Genomic DNA, 20,218 nt, shown 5'->3' with positions numbered 1-20,218 from the left:
CGGCGTACTGGATACCCCGCTTTCGCGGGGTACGACAGTTGTGGGCGGGGCGAGCTAAACCCTCAAATCGTCTGATTGTACTCGCCGACTTCGGGATGGGTGCGCAGCACCACATTCATTGCCTCGAACATGTCGTGCATCCGCTGCTCGGCAACGGGGCTCTCGACCACCACCACCAGCTCCGGCTTGTTGGAAGACGCCCGCACCAGGCCCCAGCTGCCGTCTTCGACGGTGACGCGCACGCCGTTGACGGTGACGAGATCGCGGATCTTTTGGCCCGCGACCTTCTCGCCCTTGTTCTGCATCGCCTCGAAATGCTTCACCACGGCATCGACGACGCCGTATTTGGTCTCGTCGGCGCAGTGCGGCGACATCGTCGGCGACGACCAGGTTTTCGGCAGCGCGTCCTTCAGATCCGCCATCGACTTGCCGGTGGCGCGATCGAGCATCTCGCAGATCGCGATCGCCGAAACCAGGCCGTCGTCATAGCCGCGGCCGAACGGCTTGTTGAAGAAGAAATGCCCGGATTTTTCGAAGCCCGCCAGCGCGCCAAGCTCGTTGGTGCGGCGCTTCATGTAGGAATGGCCGGTCTTCCAATACTCGGTTTTGGCGCCCTGCTTCTGCAGCACGGGATCGGTGACGAAAAGTCCGGTCGATTTCACGTCGACCACAAACAGCGCATCCTTGTGGATCGCCGACATGTCGCGCGCCAGCATCACGCCGACCTTGTCGGCAAAGATTTCTTCCCCGGTATTGTCGACCACGCCGCAACGGTCTCCGTCGCCGTCGAAGCCGAGGCCGACATCGGCCTTGTGCTTCAGCACCGCGTCGCGGATCGCGTGCAGCATCTCCATGTCTTCGGGGTTCGGATTGTATTTCGGAAAGGTGTGATCAAGCTCGGTATCGAGCGGGATCACCTCGCAGCCGATCGCTTCCATCACCTGCGGCGCGAACGCGCCCGCGGTGCCGTTGCCGCAGGCGACCACGACCTTCAGCTTGCGCTTCAGCTTCGGGCGCTGTGTCAGGTCGGCGATGTAGCGCGCCGGAAAATTCTCGTGGAATTGATAGGAGCCGCCGGCCTTGTTCTTGAAGTCGGCGTTGAGCACGATTTCCTTCAGCCGCGTCATCTCGTCGGGACCGAAGGTCAGCGGACGGTTGGCGCCCATCTTGACGCCGGTCCAGCCATTGTCGTTATGCGACGCGGTGACCATCGCGACGCAGGGCACGTCGAGGTCGAACTGCGCGAAATAGGCCATCGGCGTCACCGCGAGCCCGATGTCGTGCACCTTGCAGCCCGCCGCCATCAGGCCCGAAATCAGCGCGTATTTGATCGAGGCCGAATAGCCGCGGAAATCGTGCCCGGTGACGATCTCCTGCTTGATGCCGCGCTCCGCGATCAGCGCGCCGAGCCCCATGCCCAGCGCCTGAATGCCCATCAGGTTGATTTCCTTGCCGAACAGCCAGCGCGCGTCATATTCGCGAAAACCCGTCGCCTTCACCATCGGCTCGGATTCATAGGCATAGGTATTCGGAACCAGCACGGATTTCGGCTTCGGAAACATGGGGGATGGCCTCTTGAGACATAGAAGGGCAGCGCCGCAGGCTTAGCGAAAGCCTGACTGCAGCGGAAGGCGGGATTAGCGGCTTTTGGCGATTAATTGCGGCAGATTTGGTGGTTACTGTCGGCCGTTGAGCGAAATCAGTCCCATTAACCGGTAATTTCTTTCTCAATCGCGGCTCTCAAGGGCGGCAGCGAGTGCGCGATAGTGTCCCAGATAAATTGCGCGACAACATCTTCGTAGTCGTGACGATAAACGTTGCCCGCTCCCGCCATCTGCTTCCAGGCTATTTCGGGGTATCGGGCTTTTATTTCGTCCGGCAAGCGTCGTGATGCTTCGGATATGATCTCCAGACAGCGCGTAACGGCATAGACGGATCGCAAGTCCGCCTTGAACGTGTCGCGGTCTAAGCCCTCGACGAACTGCGTCGCCAACTCGATATGATGCAGGATGTCGCGGAGCGCGCTGTCCGTGCGGTCAGAAGGCATAGATAACGTCGGCCGTCACCGCCGGACGGACGTAGGATTTGAGGCCTTCGCGGTTCACAACATCAACCCGTTGATCAAAGAGCTTGGCAATGTATTCTTTGATATCGACATAATCGAAAACCGTGACGCGGGCATCCGGATCGATTTCGATCATGATGTCGATGTCGCTATCGGAGCGATTGTCCCCCCGAGCCACCGAGCCGAACAGGGCAGCATGCTTCACGCCACGCCCACGCAGGGCTTGTTCGGAGCGACGCAAAGTTTCAAGGGCTTCGGAACTGTTCATGGACGGAATATAGCACGCCGCCGGACCGTCCGGGAGAGGCCGACCCGCCGAAAAACGGCACGCCTATTGCTCCAGCACCAGTCGGCCATTGGCGTATTCGAAGCGTTTCAGCTTCGACAGGAACGACAGGCCAAGGAGATTTTCCGAAAGGGCTTCGTCGGGCAGCACCATGGCGTCGACGTCGCGCACCACGATCCCGCCGAGGTCAATCATGGCAATCCGGGCGCGTGCGGCCTTGATGGTGCCGTTGGCGGTGGTGACGGTCGCGTTGTAATCGCCGCGCGAGGGACGCAGGCCGAACCGCGCCGCGGACTTCTCGTTCAGCGCCACCAGCGAGGCGCCGGTATCGACCATGAAATCGACGCGCTGGCCGTCGATCCGGCCATCGGTCTGGAAATGCCCTCGGGCGTCTCTGGGAATGCTGAGGCTGCGGCTGCTGGCCTGCGCGACCGTCGCCGCTTCGATCTTCTGTGGCTTGGCATTGGCGGCCGCCAGCGTCGGCGCGATCTTGTCCGCCATCTGTCCCATGAAGCCGCCGAGGCCGACCAGAATGGCGGCGAAGATCATCAGGTTACGCATGACGCCACACTCGATACGCTACAATTTGGCGAGATCGCCAATAACACCACGGCGCCGGCCAAGCCGCGACTAACAACGCCGGCCGAGGCTGCCATTTTGGCGAAAAGGATGAGTGAAGTGTTAACGAAAGCGCGCAATTGCGCCCTTCACGTCCCCCGCGGTTTGACCCGTCGCGTCGGCAAGGCATTGGCCGGGTCTTCCGGCCAGGGATGCCGGGGATAGCGGCCGCGCAGGTCGGAACGCACGGCGGCGTAACTGCCGCGCCAGAACCCGGGCAAATCGCGCGTCACCTGCACCGGCCGCTGCGCCGGCGACAGCAGTTCCAGCACCAGCGGCACCGCGCCCTTGGCGATCGAGGGATGGCTGTTGAGCCCGAACAATTCCTGCAGCCGCACGGCAATCGTCGGCCCCTGCTCGGCTTCATAATCGATCGCCAGCATGGTGCCGGTCGGCGCTTCGAAATGGGTCGGCGCCTCGCGCTCCAGCCGCGCGCGCAGATCCCACGGCAATAGCGACATCAGCGCGTCCGAGAGATCGCCTGATGACAAGTCTTTCAGCGACGTCTTGTCGTAGAGAACGGGCTCTAGCCACGCCTCGCTTGTGGCAGCGAGCGCGTCGTCGGACAGATCAGGCCAGCTTTCACCTTCCGCCTTGCGCAGGAACATGACGCGGTCGCGCCATTGCTTCAGGGATTTCGACCACGGCAATTTGTCGAGCCCGGCCGCGACCAATCCGGCCGCAAATGTTTTCGCGGTTTCCGCCGAGGGCTGCAGCGCCATCGGCGCCTCCGACAGCGTGATGGCGTGCAGGCTGCGCTTGCGCCGCGCACGGAGCGCCATCGCGCCACGATCGAACGTGATCTCCTCGGCGTTCTCGATCTGGTCGGCGAAGCGCAGTTCGATCTCTTCCTGCGCGATCGGCGCCGCCAGCAGAATGCGGCCCTGTGCGGCGGTGCCGGTCAGTTCGGCAACCGCGATGTAGGGCGCGCGCGCCAGCGACGAAGTCTGCTCCACGGCCGCACCCCGGCCATTGGCGAGCACAAAACTGCCGTTGCCCCGGTTGCGGGCGACCCGGTCGGGGAAGGCAAAGGCCAGCATGACGCCGGTGCTCAGGTCGCCGTCCGCTTGCGCGGACGAAGCCGGCGCTTCGGCCGCCACTTGCGAAGCCCAGCGCTGCGCCAGGCTGCGCGCGCTGGCGGCTCGCGGTGAACGGTCGCGGCGGAATTGATCCAGCCGGTGATCGAGATCGACGCTGTCGCCGCCGAGACCGCGCTCGGTCAGAACAGCGGCGATATCGGCGGCCTCCTCGCCCGCGCCTGCGCGATGCGAATCCACGATCATGCGCGCCAGCCGCGGCGGCAACGCCAGCGCGCGCAGGCTCTTGCCCTCCGCGGTGATCCGGCCGTCGCCGTCGAGCGCGCCGAGTTCGGAAAGAAGACTGTTGGCCTCCTTCAACGCAGGCGCCGGCGGCGGATCGAGGAACGCCAATGTCGCGGGATCGCGCACGCCCCATTGCGCGAGGTCGAGCACCAGCGAGGACAGGTCGGCCGAGAGAATTTCAGGCTGCGTGTAGGCGGCGAGCGATGCCGTCTGCGGCTCGTCCCACAGCCGGTAACATACGCCGGGTTCGGTGCGGCCGGCGCGGCCGCGGCGCTGATCGACCGCGGCGCGCGAGGCACGCACGGTTTCCAGCCGGGTCAGGCCGATGTCCGGCTCATAGCGCGGGACCCGCGCCATGCCGGAATCGACGACAATCCGAACGCCTTCAATGGTCAGCGACGTCTCGGCAATCGAGGTGGCCAGCACCACCTTGCGCTGCCCCTTGGGCGCCGGCTGAATGGCGCGGTCCTGCACGGCGGCATCGAGCGCACCGTACAGCGGCACGATCTCGACGCTCGCATCATGGACCCGTTCGCCGAGAAAATTCTGCGTGCGGCGGATTTCGGCGGCGCCCGGCAGGAACGCCAGCACCGAACCGGGATCGGCGCGCAGCGCGGTTGCGATCGCATCCGCCATCTGCCGCTCCAGCGGCGCATCGGCCTTGCGGCCGAGATAGCGCGTCTCCACCGGAAAGGCGCGGCCTTCACTGGCGACCACCGGAGCATCGCCCAAGAGTTTGCCGACCCGCGCACCGTCGAGCGTCGCCGACATCACGAGGATGCGCAAATCCTCGCGCAGACCGGTCTGCGCATCGCGCGCCAGCGCCAGGCCCAGATCTGCATCGAGCGAGCGTTCGTGGAATTCGTCGAACAGCACCGCAGCAACGCCGCCCAGTTCGGGATCATCGAGAATCTGGCGCGAGAAAATCCCCTCGGTGACGACCTCGATCCGGGTCGCGCGCGATATCTTCGAGCCGAAGCGCACGCGATAGCCGACGGTCTCGCCCGCGCGTTCGCCGAGCGTCCGCGCCATCCGTTCCGCACTGGCGCGCGCCGCGATCCGCCGCGGCTCCAGCATGATGATCTTCTTGCCCTTGAGCCAGGGCGCGTCCAGCAGCGCCAGCGGCACCCGCGTGGTCTTGCCGGCGCCCGGCGGGGCCACCAGCACCGCGGCATTATTGTCCGTCAGCGTGCGCGCCAGCTCGTCGAGCACGACGTCGATCGGAAGTGGCGTGTCGAAGCTGCGGGGCAATTACGGCTCGGCCTGGTACTTCCCCTCTCCCCCTGTGGGAGAGGGTGGCTTCGCGCAGCGAAGACGGGTGAGGGGTTCTATCCGCGGATACAGACCCCTCATCCGGCGCTACGCGCCACCTTCTCCCACAAGGGGAGAAGGGAAGAAAGCGCCATCAACCCACCGTCTCGGAGCCCCGCCCCACGCTGTCATAGGTGAAGCCGTGCGCCGCCATGTCCTCGGGGCGATAGATGTTGCGCAGATCCACCACGACCGGCTTGGCCATCTCGCGCTTCACGCGCTCCAGGTCGAGGGTGCGGTATTGCACCCATTCGGTCACGACAACCATGGCGTCAGCGCCGCGCAGGCAGTCATAAGGGTCTTCGCAATATTCGATATCGGGCAATTCCTTGCGCGCCTGCTCGATGCCGACCGGATCGTGGGCGCGGACCTTGGCGCCCATGTCGAGCAGCCCGGTGATGAGCGGAAGCGAGGGCGCCTCGCGCATGTCGTCGGTGTCGGGCTTGAAGGTGAGGCCGAGCACCGCGACCGTCTTGCCACGCAGGCTGCCACCGGCCGCGTTCGACACCTTGCGCGCCATCGCGCGCTTGCGGTTGTCGTTGACCCCAAGCACGGCTTCGACGATGCGCAGCTGCACGTCGTGATCGAGCGCGATCTTCACCAGCGCGCGGGTGTCCTTCGGGAAGCACGAGCCGCCGAAGCCGGGGCCGGCATGCAAAAATTTCGCGCCGATGCGGTTGTCCAGCCCGATGCCGCGCGCGACTTCCTGCACGTCGGCGCCGACCTTTTCCGAAAGATCCGCGATCTCGTTGATGAAGGTGATCTTGGTGGCGAGGAAAGCATTGGCGGCGTATTTGATCAGCTCCGCGGTGCGCCGCGCCGTGAACATCAGCGGCGCCTGGTTGAGCGACAACGGCCGATAGATATCGCCGAGCACCTTGCGCCCGCGCTCGTCCGAGGTGCCGACCACGATACGGTCGGGGAATTTGAAATCGCGGATCGCCGCGCCCTCGCGCAGAAATTCCGGATTGGACGCCACCACCACGTCAGCTGACGGATTGACCTCGCGGATCAGCCGCTCGACCTCGTCGCCGGTGCCGACCGGCACCGTCGATTTGGTGACCACGACCGTAAAGCCCTTGAGCACCGCGGCGATCTCGCGCGCGGCGGCGTGCACGTAGCTCAAATCCGCGTGACCATCGCCGCGCCGCGACGGCGTGCCGACCGCGATGAACACGGCGTCCGCTTCGGCGACCGGGGCGCTCAGATCGGTGGTGAAATCCAGTCGTTTGGCCTTCACATTGGAAGCCACCAGCGTGTCGAGCCCAGGCTCGAAAATCGGGATCTCACCGCGCCGAAGCGCGGCGATCTTGTCGCCGTCCTTGTCCACGCAGGTAACCTGGTGACCGAAATCGGCAAAGCAGGCGCCGGATACCAGCCCCACATAGCCCGTGCCAATCATGGCAATTCGCATGGAAAACAGCCTGTTTTTGATGGTTAGCGACGGTTCGGATTCTGCCCGCCTCTTAAAGCATTTGGCGGCAAAGGGGAAACCGGAAAAGCGCCGGAGAACGGCAAGAACCGGCAAAGAAACCGGCAAGAAACCGGCATGTCATTTGTATGAATAAAGGAGAAAGCAACGGATCGGGCCGATGATGCGGCTCCAACGGACCAAAACAGGACAGCCATGACACCAAACGGCACATTGCCTGTCGCCGAACGCGCCACGTCTTTCGTGGCCGGACGCGTGGACTGGGTCGACTATGCCAAGGGCATCTGCATCGTCATGGTCGTGATGATGCATTCGGTGCTGGGGGTTGAGGCGGCAGCGGGCCAAACCGGCTTCATGCATTGGTTGGTCATGTTCGCCAAGCCGTTCCGGATGCCGGATTTCTTCCTGATTTCAGGCCTGTTCCTGGCGGTCGTGATCGACCGCGACTGGCGGACGTACCTGGACCGCAAGGTGGTGCATTTCGTCTATTTCTACGTGCTGTGGGTGACGATCCAGTTCGGTTTCAAGGCGCCGTCTTTCGCCGCCGGGACCGGTTGGGCACATGTCGGCTATCTGTATCTGGAATCCTTCATCGAGCCGTTCGGCACGCTGTGGTTCATCTATCTGCTGCCGATCTTCTTCGTCGTCACAAAACTGACACGCAGCGCGCCTCCGCCAGTGATCTTTGCCGCAGCCGCGTTGCTGGAAATGGCGCATGTCGCGACCGGCTGGACCGTGATCGACGAATTCTGCGCGCGCTTCGTCTATTTCTATGCGGGTTATTGGCTGGCTTCCTACGTCTTCGCCGTGTCGGATCGCGCGCGGGCGCAGCCCGCACTGGCGCTCGCGGGTCTGGCATTGTGGGCCATGATAAATGGCGGCCTGGTCATTGCGGGCTACAGCGACTTGCCGCTGGTCTCGCTCGCACTGGGATTTGCCGGCGCCGGCGCCATCATCGTGATGGGCACGCTTTTGGCGCGAATGCGCTGGCTGAATTTCCTGCGTTTTTGCGGCGAGCATTCGATCGTGATCTATCTCGCCTTCTTCCTGCCGATGGCGGCGACAAGGGCGCTGCTGCTACGCAGTGGGCTCCTCGACGTCGGCACGATCTCGCTGATCGTCACCGTCGCAGGCGTCGTCGGCGCGCTGGCGATCTGGCGGCTGGCGCTGGCGCTGCATGCCAACTTCCTGTTCGATCGCCCCGGCGCGTTCTGGATCGCGCCGAAAAAGGCAGCCCCGGTGTTGCAGGCGGCGGAGTAATTCTATCGTCGTCCCTGCGAACGCAGGGACCCATAGCCACCGCTCTCCGCGGTTGAATTTTGCTGCCTCTCCAGCCCGGTACAAAACTAACTCTCCGGGATTATGGGTCCCTGCGTTCGCAGGGACGACGAGAATTGGCAGCTGATGACAGCGTGGAAAATCGCCCGCCGAGGCTGTCAATCCGCGCAAAAATCCCTAAGTTTCGGCCATGCCGAGAACAGCCCCCAAAGCCGACAAACCCGCCCCCGCCAAAGCCGCAGCCAAGGCTGATGCCAAGTCCGAGACCAAGTCTCAGACCAAGGCGCCCGCCAAAGTTCCGGGCAAGGGCGACCATGTCTTTCTGGTCGACGGTTCCTCCTACATCTTCCGCGCCTATCACGCGCTGCCGCCGCTGAACCGCAAATCTGACGGGCTGCAGGTCAATGCCGTGCTCGGGTTCTGCAACATGCTGTGGAAGCTGCTGCGCGACATGCCCGAGGACAACCGGCCGACCCATCTGGCGATCATCTTCGACAAATCCGAGATCACGTTCCGCAACAAGCTTTACCCCGATTACAAGGCGCACCGGCCACCGGCGCCGGACGACCTGATCCCGCAATTCGCGCTGATCCGCGACGCCGTGCGTGCCTTCGACCTGCCCTGCCTCGAGCAGGGCGGCTTCGAGGCCGACGATCTGATCGCGACCTATGCAAGGATCGCGGGCGAGCGCGGCGCCACCACCACCATCGTCTCGTCAGACAAGGATCTGATGCAGCTCGTGACCGACAAGGTCGTGATGTACGACACCATGAAGGACCGCCGCATCGGCATTGCCGAGGTGATCGAAAAATTCGGCGTGCCGCCGGAGAAGGTGGTCGAGGTACAGGCGCTGGCGGGCGATTCCACCGACAACGTGCCGGGTGTACCTGGCATCGGCATCAAGACCGCGGCGCAATTGATCGTCGAGTATGGCGACCTCGAGCAATTGCTGTTCCGCGCCGGCGAGATCAAGCAGCCGAAGCGGCGCGAGGCGCTGATCGAGAACGCCGAGAAGGCGCGGATCTCGCGGCAGTTGGTGCTGCTCGACGACAAGGTCGCGCTCGACGTGCCGCTCGACGATCTTGCGGTACACGAGCCCGATGCGCGAAAACTGGTCGCGTTCCTCAAGGCGATGGAGTTCTCCACCCTCACCCGCCGCGTTGCAGACTATTCGCAGATCGATCCGTCCGACGTGGAAGCCGATGCCGCCAGCAAGAGTGCTGCCGTACCCGCCACGGCCAGGGCGGCCGGCGGCGCTACCGGCGACCTCTTTGCCAGCCCGCCCGCTACGGCAAAGCCGGGGGCCGACAAGCAGGACAAGGCCGCGAGCCCGAAGGGCACGCCGATTTCGCTCGCCGCGGCGCGCGCCGAGGCCGCGCGAAAAATTCCGGTCGATCGCACCAAGTACCAGACCATTCGCAGCCTCGATCAGCTCAAGGCATGGATCGCACGCGCGCATGACGTCGGACACTTCGCGATCGACGCGCAGGCCAATATTGATGATCCGATGCAGGCCGATATCTGTGGCATTGCGCTGGCGCTGGGACCGAACGACGCCGCGTACATTCCGCTCGCCCACAAACAGTCCGGCGGAGGCTCCGGGCTGTTCGACGCCGGCCTTGCGCCCGACCAGATCAAGCCGGGCGACGCGCTGGCCGCACTGAAGCCGCTGTTGGAATCAGCGGGCATTCTGAAGATCGGTTTCAACATCAAGTTCAACGCCGTGATGCTGGCGCAGCATGGCGTCACCCTGCGCAACGTCGAAGACGCGCAGTTGATATCGTATGCGCTCGACGCCGGCCGCAATGCCCACGGGATCGACGGGCTGGCCGAGCGCTGGCTTGGCCACGCCGTGATCAGCTATGGCGACCTTGTCGGCAGCGGCAAGAACAAGCTCACTTTCGACCAGGTCGAGATCGACAAGGCGACCGCCTACTCGGCCGAATATGCCGACGTGATCCTAAGGCTGTGGCGCGTGATGAAGCCGCGGCTCGTCGCCGAGCGCATGAACGTGGTCTACGAGACGCTGGAGCGGCCGCTGGTCAGCGTGCTGGCGCGGATGGAGCGCCGCGGCATTTCGATCGATAGACAAGTGTTATCGCGGCTGTCGGGCGAATTCGCCCAGACCGCCGCACGGGTCGAAGCCGAGCTGCAGGAGATCGCGGGCGAGCCGATCAATGTCGGCAGCCCCAAGCAGATCGGCGATATCATCTTCGGCAAGATGGGCATCACCGGCGGCACCAAGACCAAGACCGGCGCATGGTCGACCTCGGCGCAGATCCTCGACGAACTCGCCGAACAGGGCCACGAATTCCCGAAGAAGATTCTGGAATGGCGGCAGGTCTCGAAACTGAAATCGACTTATACCGACGCGCTGCCGGAATATGTCCATCCGCAGACCCATCGCGTTCACACCACCTACGCGCTGGCCGCGACCACCACCGGGCGGCTGTCGTCCAATGAACCGAACCTGCAGAACATTCCGGTGCGTACCGAGGACGGCCGCAAGATCCGCCGCGCCTTCATTGCGACGCCAGGCCACAAGCTGGTGTCGGCGGACTATTCGCAGATCGAGCTGCGGCTGCTGGCCGAGATCGCCGACATCCCCGTGCTGAAGCAGGCGTTCCGCGACGGGCTCGACATTCACGCCATGACGGCCTCCGAAATGTTCGGCGTGCCGATCAAGGACATGCCGAGCGAGGTGCGCCGCCGAGCGAAAGCGATCAATTTCGGCATCATCTACGGCATCTCGGCGTTTGGCCTCGCCAACCAGCTCGGCATCGCACGCGAGGAGGCCTCGGCCTACATCAAGAAATACTTCGAGCGCTTTCCGGGCATCCGCGCCTACATGGATGCGACACGGGATTTCTGCCGCGCCAACGGCTATGTCGAGACGCTGTTCGGCCGCAAGTGCCATTACCCCGACATCAAGGCGAGCAACGCCTCGGTCCGCTCCTTCAACGAGCGCGCCGCGATCAACGCCCGCCTGCAAGGCTCCGCCGCCGACATCATCCGCCGCGCCATGATCCGGATGGAGGACGCGCTGGCCGAGAAGAAACTGTCAGCGCAGATGCTGCTGCAGGTTCACGACGAACTGATCTTCGAGGTGCCCGAGAAGGAAGTCGCGGCGACGCTGCCGGTGGTTCAGCACGTGATGCAGGACGCGCCGTTCCCGGCCGTGCTGCTCTCGGTGCCGCTGCAGGTCGATGCGAGGGCCGCGAATAATTGGGACGAGGCGCATTAGTTGTTTACCTCTCCCCGCCTGCGGAACGCGTCTTCGCGGCGGGTGAGGGGGTACCGCTCTCACCACGTCAACGGATTTCGCGGATGCAGCCCCTCACCCCAACCCTCTAAGAGCGAGCTTCGCTCGTCTCGACCCCGCAAGCGCGGGGCGAGGGAGCGCAGCGCCGATGTCGCCACCGCTCAATTGCTCTCCGTGCAATTTCCGCAATGACATCGCGGCGTGACGCACGCTAAAACGCGCGTATCCCCTTCGCGAGTCTCCTCATGCCCCACACGTCAGCCCTGCTCGGTTTTGCCCTCGTCTCGCTCGGCATGGTGCTCACGCCGGGGCCGAACATGATCTACCTGATCTCGCGCTCGATCACGCAAGGCGCGGCGGCGGGGATCGTGTCGCTTGGCGGCGTGGCGCTCGGGTTTGTGTTCTACATGCTGTGCGCGGCGTTCGGGATTACGGCGCTGCTGTTCGCGGTGCCTTACGCCTATGACGCGTTGCGGTTCGCGGGCGCGGCCTATTTGTTGTGGCTGGCGTGGCAGGCGCTGAAGCCGGGCGGCCGCTCGCCGTTTCAGGTCAGGAAGCTGCAGGTCGATGGTCCGCGCAAGCTGTTCGCGATGGGCTTTGTCACCAACCTGCTCAATCCGAAGATCGCGATGCTTTATCTGGCGCTGCTGCCGCAATTCATCGATCCCGCAGCCGGCAGCGTGCTGACGCAGTCGCTGGCGCTGGGCGCGATCCAGATCGTGATCAGCGTCAGCGTCAACGCGATGATCGCGCTGGCCGCCGGATCGATCGCGCTGTTTCTCGGCACGCGGCCGAGCTGGCTGCTGCTGCAGCGCTGGCTGATGGGCACCGTGCTGGCGGGGCTGGCGGTGAAAATGGCGTTCGAGGCGAGGAAGGCGTAGCTGTCATGCCCCGCGCAGGCGGGGCATCCAGTACGCCGCGGCCTCTCGATCTTACCACTGCTTTCTCGGAGTACTGGATCACCCGCCCCCCGTGCGCAATTGCGCACTCGGGCGGGTGATCACAGCAATGCCCACTAATCCAGCTTGGCTTCCATCCCGCGCTTCGTGGCCGGGCGGGCCATCAACGCGTTGTACCAGCGCTCGACATTCGGAAAATCCTTCAGCTCGACCTTGTGACGCGGGTGGCGCCAGGCCCAGCCGAGGATCGCGAAATCGGCGACCGACAGCGCATCCGCGACGAACTCGCGGCCATCGAGCCGGCGGTCCAGCACGCCGTAGAGGCGGCGGGTCTCGTCCATATAGCGCTTCAGGCCATAGGCGCGGTCGGTCTCGTTCTCGAGCGCGATGAAATGGTGCACCTGGCCGGGCATCGGCCCAAAGCCGCCCATCTGCCACATCGTCCATTCATAGACCGGGATGCGGTCGCTGAGCGGTTTGGGCAGGAACTTGCCGGTCTTCTCGCCGAGATAGAGCAGGATCGCGCCGGACTCGAAAATGCTGACCCGCTTGCCGTCCGGGCCATCGGGATCGACGATCGCGGGAATCTTGTTGTTCGGGCTGAGTTTGAGGAAAGCGGGCGCCATCTGCTCGCCCTTGCTGATGTTTACCGGGATCACCTTGTAGGGCAGCCCCATTTCCTCCAGCGCGACCGAGATCTTGCGGCCGTTCGGCGTGTTCCAGGTGTGCAGTTCGATGGTCATTTACGGTTTCCCCCAATAAAGCTTGGACTTCCCGTAGCCCGGAAGCTTGCGGCCTTACAACCGCCGTTTCCGAGGGGGCTTCCCTGCGCCCGGCGGGGGCCCGGCACATTGCCGCGCCCTGTTGATTTGGCCAGATCGGCTCTGGAATGTGACTGCAAGCACCGATAGATTGCCGCCCGCCTCAAACCTTTGGGAATACGCCTTGTCCAAGTCAGCCTCCCGCGCCCGCCTCGCCGAGATCATCCGCAAGCGATCGTTCGGCCGCGGAGAGATCACGCTGGCCTCGGGCCGCAAGAGCGATTTCTACTTCAACCTCAAGCCGACCATGCTCGACCCCGAGGGTGCGGCGCTGCTGGCGGAATTGACCTACGAGGCGCTGAAGGACGACCAGCTCGACTACGTCGGCGGCCTGGAAATGGGCGCGGTGCCGCTGGCCGGCGCGATCGCGCAGCTGTCGTGGATCAAGGGCCATCCAATCGCGGCCTTCTTCGTGCGCAAGAAGCCGAAGGAGCACGGCGCCCGCCTTGCGGTCGAGGGCCTCGCCAAAGACGAGAGCCTGCAAGGCAAGCGCATCGTGATCGTCGAGGACGTCACCACGACCGGCGGCTCCGCGCTGAAGGCGGCCGAGGCCGTGCGCGAAGCCGGCGGCGAGATCGTGTTGGTCTTCACCATGGTCGACCGCGAGGAAGGCGCGACGGAAGCATTTGCCGAGGCGGGCATACAGTTTCGATCGCTCTACAAGGCCAGTGAATTTTTGAAGAGTTGATTGCTCTTTGCTCCCTCGCCCCGCTCTTGCGGGGAGAGGGTTGGGGTGAGGGGCTGTCTCCGCAAAAGTAGTGTCAGTTGATAGACCTGCACCCCCTCACCCGGATCGCATCTACGATGCGATCCGACCTCTCCCCGCAAGCGGGGCGAGGTAAGCAAGTAAGCAAGCCCGCAATTCTTTCCCGCCGCCGAGCGCTTGCTCATAGCTCGTTTACCATCCCGGATTATGGTGAATCCGCTGACGCCTGTCGCGCGTCGGTGGTTAAGTGTTGCGTTGGGTGGAGTTAGCGTTGCGTACAGAGTTGGTTTTTTCGCGCATGCGGCGCCGCGCGACCTCTATTGCCGCCGCCACGCTTGCAGCATCTTTCATGCTGGTGCCCGGCAGCGTATCGGCCGAAGGCCTGTTCGACATGTTCTTTGGCGGTGGCCAGAAACAGCAGGCACGGCAAGCCCCGGCACAGGCGAATTTCTTTGCCGATCCGTTCGGCCTCAATCAGCCGCCAGCGCAGCCCGCCCCGGCGCCGCGCGTCGCCGGCTCCGGACCCGCCTTTTGTGTGAGAAGCTGCGACGGCAAATATTTTCCGCTGACCACGCGCGGTAATGCCACGCCGGTTCAGATGTGCCAGGCGTTCTGCCCCGCCAGCACCACCAAAGTGTTCTACGGCAGCAACATCGACAGCGCGTCGGCCAGCAATGGCGAGCGCTACGCCGACAGTGAAAACGCCTTCGCATACCGCAGGGCGCTGCGCGCCGATTGCACCTGCAACGGCAGGAGCCCGTCGGGCCTCGCGCCGGTCGACCTTGCGCTCGATACCTCGCTGCGCTCGGGCGACGTCGTCGCCACCACGGACGGCCTCGTCGCCTATACCGGCGTCCGTCTCGGCGCCGAGCAGAGCGCCGAATTCACGCCCGTCGCCTCCTATCCCGGCCTCACCGCCAGCGTTCGCGCACGGCTCGGCGAAATGAAGGTCGCACCTGTCAGCGCTGAAATGGTCGGTGAAACCGTGATGCCCGAGACGCGAAACGAGATCGCGATGCCGGCGACGGTAGTGCCGAAGAGCACAGCCCCCAAGGCAGCGAAGCGGGCGGAAGTGCAATAGGCAACTGCTGTCATTGCGAGGAGCGATAGCGACGAAGCAATCCATCTGTCCCGACGCGGTGACATGGATTGCTTCGCTTCGCTCGCAATGACGGCGAACCATCACCGCCCGACGATCACCCCGATCACGTTCGGCGCCGACAGATATTTTTCCTCGATCGCTGCACGCGCCGCGGCGCGGTTTTCCGGCGTCAGCAGGCCGCGCTTTTCGGCGAGGATCATCCAGCAATAGCCCCACCAGTCCGACAGCATGCCCTGGTCGTCGACGAGGTCGTAGCCCTGCTCGGCGGCAAAGATCCGCGCATGGGCCTCATCGAGCGAATCGAGCCAGGCGTGATCGGCGATCGAGAACAGGTCGTCGCTGAAATCGTCGGTCGTGTAACCCCACACCGACATGCAGACGGCGTTGAACTCACGGTCGATGGCGTCGTCGTCAACCAGCTGGCGGCGCGAGGCCTGATGCAGCCGCGACAGCGAGCGCGCGAAATCGGCGATACGGGTGAGCGCGAATTGATCGAAGGCGATGGTGGACATGGACATGTAGTCCTCGATACCAGTGATAGACCATAGATATTGTGTCGGCACTGCGCCGAATCACAATGATATATCAAGTACTTGCTAAAGTGTTCTTAATTTGTTCCAGTAGAATTAATTTGCGAGATTGAGACATGGACCGGATGCAGGCCACGGAAATTGCCAGGCACTTGCACGATGCTGCAGAGGCCATTAACCGGGCGAGCGCTGTCATATCAGCACTTGATCAGGCGGATCGGGCAGCACTCGCCGATCCCCTTGGAGAGACCGTTTTCGCCCTGCATTTCGGCCTTTTGCGGGCTGTTTACGATCGCTATCCGGACTTGCGACCGCCATTGGACGAAGAGCCCTCCATCGATTCGACCCTGCAATGGGCGGATGTCGTGCTCCCCAAGTCCGTGTCCCAGGCCGATCTCGACGAACTGATCTTTTCCGCTCTGAAACCGAATTGGCAGAAGACCGCCCGGGTTATCGGCGACATTGCTATTCGCTGCGAAGCCCTTGCATGGCCCCTCGATGCGGAAATGCTGGCTGCGCGCATCCAGGCATTGGCCGAAGCCGGAAGTATCGAGAGCGCGGGCGATGTTCGCGCATGGCGGCATAGCGAGATACGATTGGCAGGTTGAGGAGTGCTGCGATGTTTCAGTGCCGCTGCCCCTTCACTGCGACGAAGCGCTCGAAAACAGATTGATTACAACCACCCCCGAGACGATCAGGCCCATGCCGCAGAGCGCCGCCGTGTCCAGCTTCTGGCTCTGGAACACCCAGGCGATGGTGGCGATGAGGACGACGCCGACGCCCGACCAGACGGCATAGACCACGCCGGTCGGCAGGCTTCGCAGCGTCAGCGACAGAAAATAGAACGCCACCGCGTAACCCGCGACCGTCACCAGCGATGGCAGCGGCTTGCTGAAACCATCCGACAGCTTCAGGAACGTTGTCGCCACGACTTCCGAGAGAATCGCGATGCCCAAATAAAGATAGGTCATGCCGCCTGCTAGCAGAGGCATGTGATGTTTTGACGACTCTGGCGGCCCCGTAGCCCCGATGAAGCGCCAGCGTAATCCGGGGAAACATTCATGTGTGGCTCGGCTGATCCAGCGCCTTGCTCCACCCTGGCTACGACGACGGCGGATCCGATGCCTGTTTCTCCCTCCTATTGGTAGAGGGGCAAGATTCAGGAGCGTCGAGAGATGGAACCGGACTTCATCCAGCGAATCATCGGACTTTATGGCGCGAGGGGATTTGTGACGTTCGATCAACTCGATGAACTGCTGCCGTCGGCAACGACCAAGGCGGAAGATATCGAAGCGATCATGCAGGCGTTGAGCGACGCAGGATTAAACGTTGTCGAGGACGACTCGTAGCCGGCGTGCATCGGCGGAACCATTCTCTCTGGAGGGCTGGCTTCGTCGTCGCTCACATCGCCGACAGCATCTTGCCGCTGCAATAATTGGCGTAGAATTTTCCGCCGCATTGCCGCTTGATCGCGGCACAGCGCGCCGCGGGCGAGGCGTTGGCCGGCACGCTGAACGAGCAGCCCAACCCGTCGGCGCTCTTGCTGCCCGGTTTGCCGGCGGCGAAAGCCGCGCTGGTGACGCTGATGCAGAACACCAGAAGCGTCGCGGCGGCGATCTCGATCATCAATCTCATGGCGCGTCCTCCTGGAGGTTCTGGCGAAACCTTTGCTGTCGGCCCGCTATTCTAACACCGAAATCGGCGCGCCGATGCCTCCAAATCGGCCCGGTCCTTGCATAAAAACATACCAGCGCGGTGCACAACAAACGTCTGGATGGTTTCGGTTGTGGTGCAAGGCGCGTATCGTTTTGTGAGTCTGAACTGCAGGGATTGACGCTTTGCAAGAACAAGCATTCGCAGGGAGTTTTCCGGTGCCGGGCCAACCGATCGACGAACTGGCGCTTTCCGAAATCAAGGGCGCGATCCTCGCCAAGCTGCGGCTTGCCATCGGCAAGGACACCGGCATGGCGACCAAGCGCGACTGGTACAAGGCCGCAGCATTGGCGCTGCGCGACCGCATCGTGCACCGCTGGCTGACCGCCGAGAAGGAGAACTACGACGCCGGCCGCAAGCGGGTCTATTACCTCTCGCTCGAATTCCTGATCGGGCGCCTGTTCACCGACGCGCTGAACAATATGGGCCTGCTGCCGCTGTTCGAGGCGGCGCTGGGCGATCTCGGCGTCGATCTCGACGACCTGCGCAAATGCGAGCCGGATGCGGCGCTCGGCAATGGCGGCCTCGGGCGGCTGGCGGCCTGCTTCATGGAAAGCATGGCGACGCTGGCGATTCCCGCGATCGGCTACGGCATCCGCTACGATTTCGGCCTGTTCCGCCAGATCATCGCGCAGGGCTGGCAGCAGGAATATCCCGACGAGTGGCTCGGCTTCGGCAACCCCTGGGAATTCCAGCGCTCCGAGGTGGTCTATCAGGTGCATTTCGGCGGCCACGTCACCCATGTCGCGGACCGCGGCCGCGAGCGCGCCAGCTGGCATCCCGGCGAAACCGTGCAGGCCGTCGCCTACGATACCCCGATCGTCGGCTGGCGCGGCCAGCACGTGAATGCGCTGCGGCTGTGGTCGGCGCGCTCGCCCGACCCGCTGCGGTTAGACGCCTTCAACACCGGCGACTATCTCGGCGCAATGGCCGAGGAAGCGCGCGCCGAATCGATCTGCAAATTCCTCTATCCGAACGACGAGAGCGCGGCGGGCCGCGAATTGCGGCTGCGCCAGGAATATTTCTTCGTCTCCGCCTCGCTGCAGGATCTGGTCAAGCGGCACCTCGCCGCCGATGGGCAGCTGCGCAGCCTGGCGCAAAAGGCCGCGGTACAGCTCAACGACACCCATCCGAGCCTTGCCGTCACCGAGCTGATGCGGCTGCTGGTCGATTTGCACAATTTCCGCTGGGAAGAAGCCTGGAAGATCACGGTCGCGACGCTGTCCTACACCAACCACACGCTGCTGCCGGAAGCGCTCGAGACCTGGCCGGTCGAACTGTTCGAACGGCTGCTGCCGCGGCATCTTGAAATCATTTACCGCATCAACGCCGCGCATCTGGCGCTGGCCGAGCAACGCGCTCCCGGCGATATCGACTTCCGCGCCTCGGTGTCGCTGATCGACGAGCGCTCCGGCCGCCGGGTCCGGATGGGACAACTGGCCTTTGTCGGCTCGCACCGCATCAACGGCGTCTCGGCGATGCATTCCGACCTGATGAAGGAGACCGTGTTCCACGATCTCAATCATCTTTACCCCCAGCGCATCACCAACAAGACCAACGGCATCACCTTCCGGCGCTGGCTGATGCTGGCCAATCCGAAACTCACCCGCCTGTTGCGCGAGACCTGCGGCGAAGCCGTGCTCGACGATTTCTCGCAGCTGCAGCGCCTCGAAGACCATTGCGGCGACAATTCGTTCCAGCAGCAGTTCCGCGACGTCAAGCTCCAGAACAAGCTGGCGCTGGCGCGGGTGATCGGCGAGCGCCTCAGCATCAAGGTCGATCCGTCGGCGCTGTTCGACGTCCAGATCAAGCGCATCCACGAATACAAGCGGCAGCTGCTCAACATCCTCGAAGCGGTGGCGCTGTATCAGGCAATCAAGGATGAACCCCAGCGCGACTGGGTGCCGCGGGTGAAAATCTTCGCCGGCAAGGCCGCGGCGAGCTATCGCACCGCCAAGCTGATCATCAAGCTGATCAACGACGTCGCCGAGGTCGTCAACAACGATCCCGTGGTCGCGGGCCGGCTGAAGATCGTGTTCCTCGCCAACTACAATGTCAGCCTGGCCGAAGTGATCATCCCGGCGGCGGACCTGTCCGAACAGATCTCGACCGCCGGCATGGAAGCCTCCGGCACCGGCAACATGAAGCTCGCGCTCAACGGCGCCTTGACCATCGGTACGCTCGATGGCGCCAACATCGAGATCCGCGACCATGTCGGCGCGGAAAACATCGCGATCTTCGGCATGGAGGCCGGCGACGTGATGGTCCGGCGCCGCCAGGGACTGGATGCCTCCGACGTGATCCGCCGCTCGCCGCGGCTGTCGCGGGCGATCAGCGCGATCGAGAGCGGCGACTTTTCGCCCGGCGACCCCGCAAGGTTCGAGGCGATCGGCCACACGCTGCGCCAGTTCGACCACTACATGTGCGCCGCCGATTTCGATTCCTATTACGAGGCGCAGCGCGGCATCGATGCGCGCTGGCAGGTGATGCCGGCGTGGACGCGGGCCTCGATTCTCAACGTGGCGCGGATGCCGTGGTTCTCCTCCGACCGCACCATCCGCGAATACGCCGAGGATATCTGGCACGTGCCGGTGCTGCCGACCGCGCCCGTGCAGGAGCAGGAGCAGGAGCAGGATGCCCAGCGCGGCGTGTCGGGCTGAATTCCACAATCCCTCTCAGTCGTCATGCCCGGGCTTGTCCCGGGCATCCACGTCTTTGTTTCTCGTAAGCAAGGAAGACGTGGATGGCCGGGCATAGGCGAGCGTAAGCGACGCCGTCCTTTGGACGGCTATGCCCGGCCATGACGGAGGGAGCCATTACCTGCCACGTCATTGAATTCGACCCGGTTGCGGTGATACTGCACGGCAGCACCC

At 63.6% G+C, this 20,218-nt stretch carries 18 protein-coding genes and 1 pseudogene; 9 read left to right on the top strand and 10 right to left on the bottom strand.

Going from position 1 to position 20,218, the window contains the following annotated elements; genetic code table 11:
• Positions 1 to 62: 62 nt before the first annotated feature.
• The 6 genes from JQ641_RS30585 to JQ641_RS30560 all read right to left on the bottom strand — a co-directional run bounded on the left by JQ641_RS30585 (position 63) and on the right by JQ641_RS30560 (position 7,016).
• The gene (locus JQ641_RS30585) at positions 63 to 1,562 is read right to left on the bottom strand and encodes a phosphomannomutase/phosphoglucomutase (RefSeq protein WP_211999571.1); all 1,500 of its coding nucleotides are present in this window, start codon (positions 1,560 to 1,562) and stop codon (positions 63 to 65) included.
• 146 nt (positions 1,563 to 1,708) lie between these two features.
• Positions 1,709 to 2,047: a HepT-like ribonuclease domain-containing protein gene (locus JQ641_RS30580; protein WP_211999570.1), complete on the bottom strand. Its 339-nt coding sequence runs from the start codon at positions 2,045 to 2,047 to the stop codon at positions 1,709 to 1,711.
• Positions 2,037 to 2,333, bottom strand: coding sequence for a nucleotidyltransferase family protein (locus JQ641_RS30575; RefSeq protein ID WP_211999569.1), 297 nt, complete (start codon positions 2,331 to 2,333; stop codon positions 2,037 to 2,039). The genes JQ641_RS30580 and JQ641_RS30575 overlap by 11 nt, the downstream gene beginning before the upstream one ends.
• A 63-nt stretch (positions 2,334 to 2,396) precedes the next feature.
• Complete coding sequence (locus tag JQ641_RS30570) at positions 2,397 to 2,912, bottom strand: TIGR02281 family clan AA aspartic protease (protein WP_211999568.1); 516 nt, start codon at positions 2,910 to 2,912, stop codon at positions 2,397 to 2,399.
• A 146-nt stretch (positions 2,913 to 3,058) separates the two neighbouring features.
• Positions 3,059 to 5,542, bottom strand: coding sequence for an ATP-dependent helicase HrpB (gene hrpB / locus JQ641_RS30565; protein WP_211999566.1), 2,484 nt, complete (start codon positions 5,540 to 5,542; stop codon positions 3,059 to 3,061).
• A gap of 154 nt (positions 5,543 to 5,696) precedes the next feature.
• Complete coding sequence (locus tag JQ641_RS30560) at positions 5,697 to 7,016, bottom strand: UDP-glucose dehydrogenase family protein (protein WP_211999565.1); 1,320 nt, start codon at positions 7,014 to 7,016, stop codon at positions 5,697 to 5,699.
• Here JQ641_RS30560 and JQ641_RS30555 point away from each other — a divergent pair.
• The 4 genes from JQ641_RS30555 (at position 7,015) to JQ641_RS30540 (ending at position 12,455) form a co-directional block, all read left to right on the top strand.
• Positions 7,015 to 7,170 (top strand): hypothetical protein, encoded by a 156-nt coding sequence (locus tag JQ641_RS30555; RefSeq protein ID WP_211999563.1) that lies wholly within the window; start codon positions 7,015 to 7,017, stop codon positions 7,168 to 7,170. The genes JQ641_RS30560 and JQ641_RS30555 overlap by 2 nt on opposite strands.
• 59 nt (positions 7,171 to 7,229) lie before the next feature.
• Positions 7,230 to 8,294, top strand: a complete 1,065-nt coding sequence (locus JQ641_RS30550) for an acyltransferase family protein (RefSeq protein ID WP_211999561.1) — start codon at positions 7,230 to 7,232, stop codon at positions 8,292 to 8,294.
• 208 nt (positions 8,295 to 8,502) lie between these two features.
• On the top strand, positions 8,503 to 11,556 hold the full coding sequence (polA, locus tag JQ641_RS30545) for a DNA polymerase I (RefSeq protein WP_211999559.1): 3,054 nt from the start codon (positions 8,503 to 8,505) through the stop codon (positions 11,554 to 11,556).
• 263 nt (positions 11,557 to 11,819) lie between these two features.
• Positions 11,820 to 12,455, top strand: a complete 636-nt coding sequence (locus JQ641_RS30540) for a LysE family translocator (protein WP_211999557.1) — start codon at positions 11,820 to 11,822, stop codon at positions 12,453 to 12,455.
• 134 nt (positions 12,456 to 12,589) lie between these two features.
• Here JQ641_RS30540 and JQ641_RS30535 read toward each other — a convergent pair whose 3' ends face one another.
• A complete protein-coding gene (locus JQ641_RS30535) occupies positions 12,590 to 13,216 on the bottom strand; it encodes a glutathione S-transferase family protein (protein ID WP_211999556.1) in 627 nt (208 codons plus the stop codon).
• Between the two features lie 202 nt (positions 13,217 to 13,418).
• Here JQ641_RS30535 and pyrE point away from each other — a divergent pair, with 202 nt between their 5' ends.
• The gene (pyrE, locus tag JQ641_RS30530; RefSeq protein ID WP_211999555.1) at positions 13,419 to 13,982 is read left to right on the top strand and encodes an orotate phosphoribosyltransferase; all 564 of its coding nucleotides are present in this window, start codon (positions 13,419 to 13,421) and stop codon (positions 13,980 to 13,982) included.
• A gap of 289 nt (positions 13,983 to 14,271) precedes the next feature.
• On the top strand, positions 14,272 to 15,081 hold the full coding sequence (locus JQ641_RS30525) for a DUF2865 domain-containing protein (protein ID WP_502755014.1): 810 nt from the start codon (positions 14,272 to 14,274) through the stop codon (positions 15,079 to 15,081).
• Between the two features lie 101 nt (positions 15,082 to 15,182).
• On the opposite strand, the gene JQ641_RS30520 is transcribed toward JQ641_RS30525, so the two are convergent.
• Positions 15,183 to 15,614, bottom strand: a complete 432-nt coding sequence (locus JQ641_RS30520; RefSeq protein ID WP_192739302.1) for a hypothetical protein — start codon at positions 15,612 to 15,614, stop codon at positions 15,183 to 15,185.
• A gap of 134 nt (positions 15,615 to 15,748) precedes the next feature.
• Here JQ641_RS30520 and JQ641_RS30515 point away from each other — a divergent pair, with 134 nt between their 5' ends.
• Positions 15,749 to 16,240, top strand: coding sequence for a DUF3658 domain-containing protein (locus JQ641_RS30515; protein WP_211999554.1), 492 nt, complete (start codon positions 15,749 to 15,751; stop codon positions 16,238 to 16,240).
• A 33-nt stretch (positions 16,241 to 16,273) separates the two neighbouring features.
• On the opposite strand, the gene JQ641_RS30510 is transcribed toward JQ641_RS30515, so the two are convergent.
• Positions 16,274 to 16,603, bottom strand: coding sequence for a DMT family transporter (locus tag JQ641_RS30510; RefSeq protein ID WP_211999553.1), 330 nt, complete (start codon positions 16,601 to 16,603; stop codon positions 16,274 to 16,276).
• Positions 16,604 to 16,807: 204 nt separating this feature from the next.
• Here JQ641_RS30510 and JQ641_RS30505 point away from each other — a divergent pair.
• Positions 16,808 to 16,975 (top strand): annotated as a pseudogene (locus tag JQ641_RS30505) (RNA polymerase sigma factor region1.1 domain-containing protein); the annotation flags it as partial.
• A gap of 58 nt (positions 16,976 to 17,033) precedes the next feature.
• Here the strand turns inward: JQ641_RS30505 and JQ641_RS30500 are convergent.
• Positions 17,034 to 17,267: a hypothetical protein gene (locus tag JQ641_RS30500; RefSeq protein ID WP_211999550.1), complete on the bottom strand. Its 234-nt coding sequence runs from the start codon at positions 17,265 to 17,267 to the stop codon at positions 17,034 to 17,036.
• Positions 17,268 to 17,470: 203 nt separating this feature from the next.
• Here JQ641_RS30500 and JQ641_RS30495 point away from each other — a divergent pair, with 203 nt between their 5' ends.
• Complete coding sequence (locus JQ641_RS30495; protein WP_211999548.1) at positions 17,471 to 20,005, top strand: glycogen/starch/alpha-glucan phosphorylase; 2,535 nt, start codon at positions 17,471 to 17,473, stop codon at positions 20,003 to 20,005.
• Positions 20,006 to 20,218 lie beyond the last annotated feature (213 nt).

The sequence above is a fragment of the Bradyrhizobium sp. JYMT SZCCT0180 genome, from assembly GCF_018130165.1.
Taxonomy (GTDB): domain Bacteria; phylum Pseudomonadota; class Alphaproteobacteria; order Rhizobiales; family Xanthobacteraceae; genus Bradyrhizobium.
Note: the sequence above shows the minus strand (reverse complement) of the source record. Positions and strands in the feature narration are given on the sequence as shown.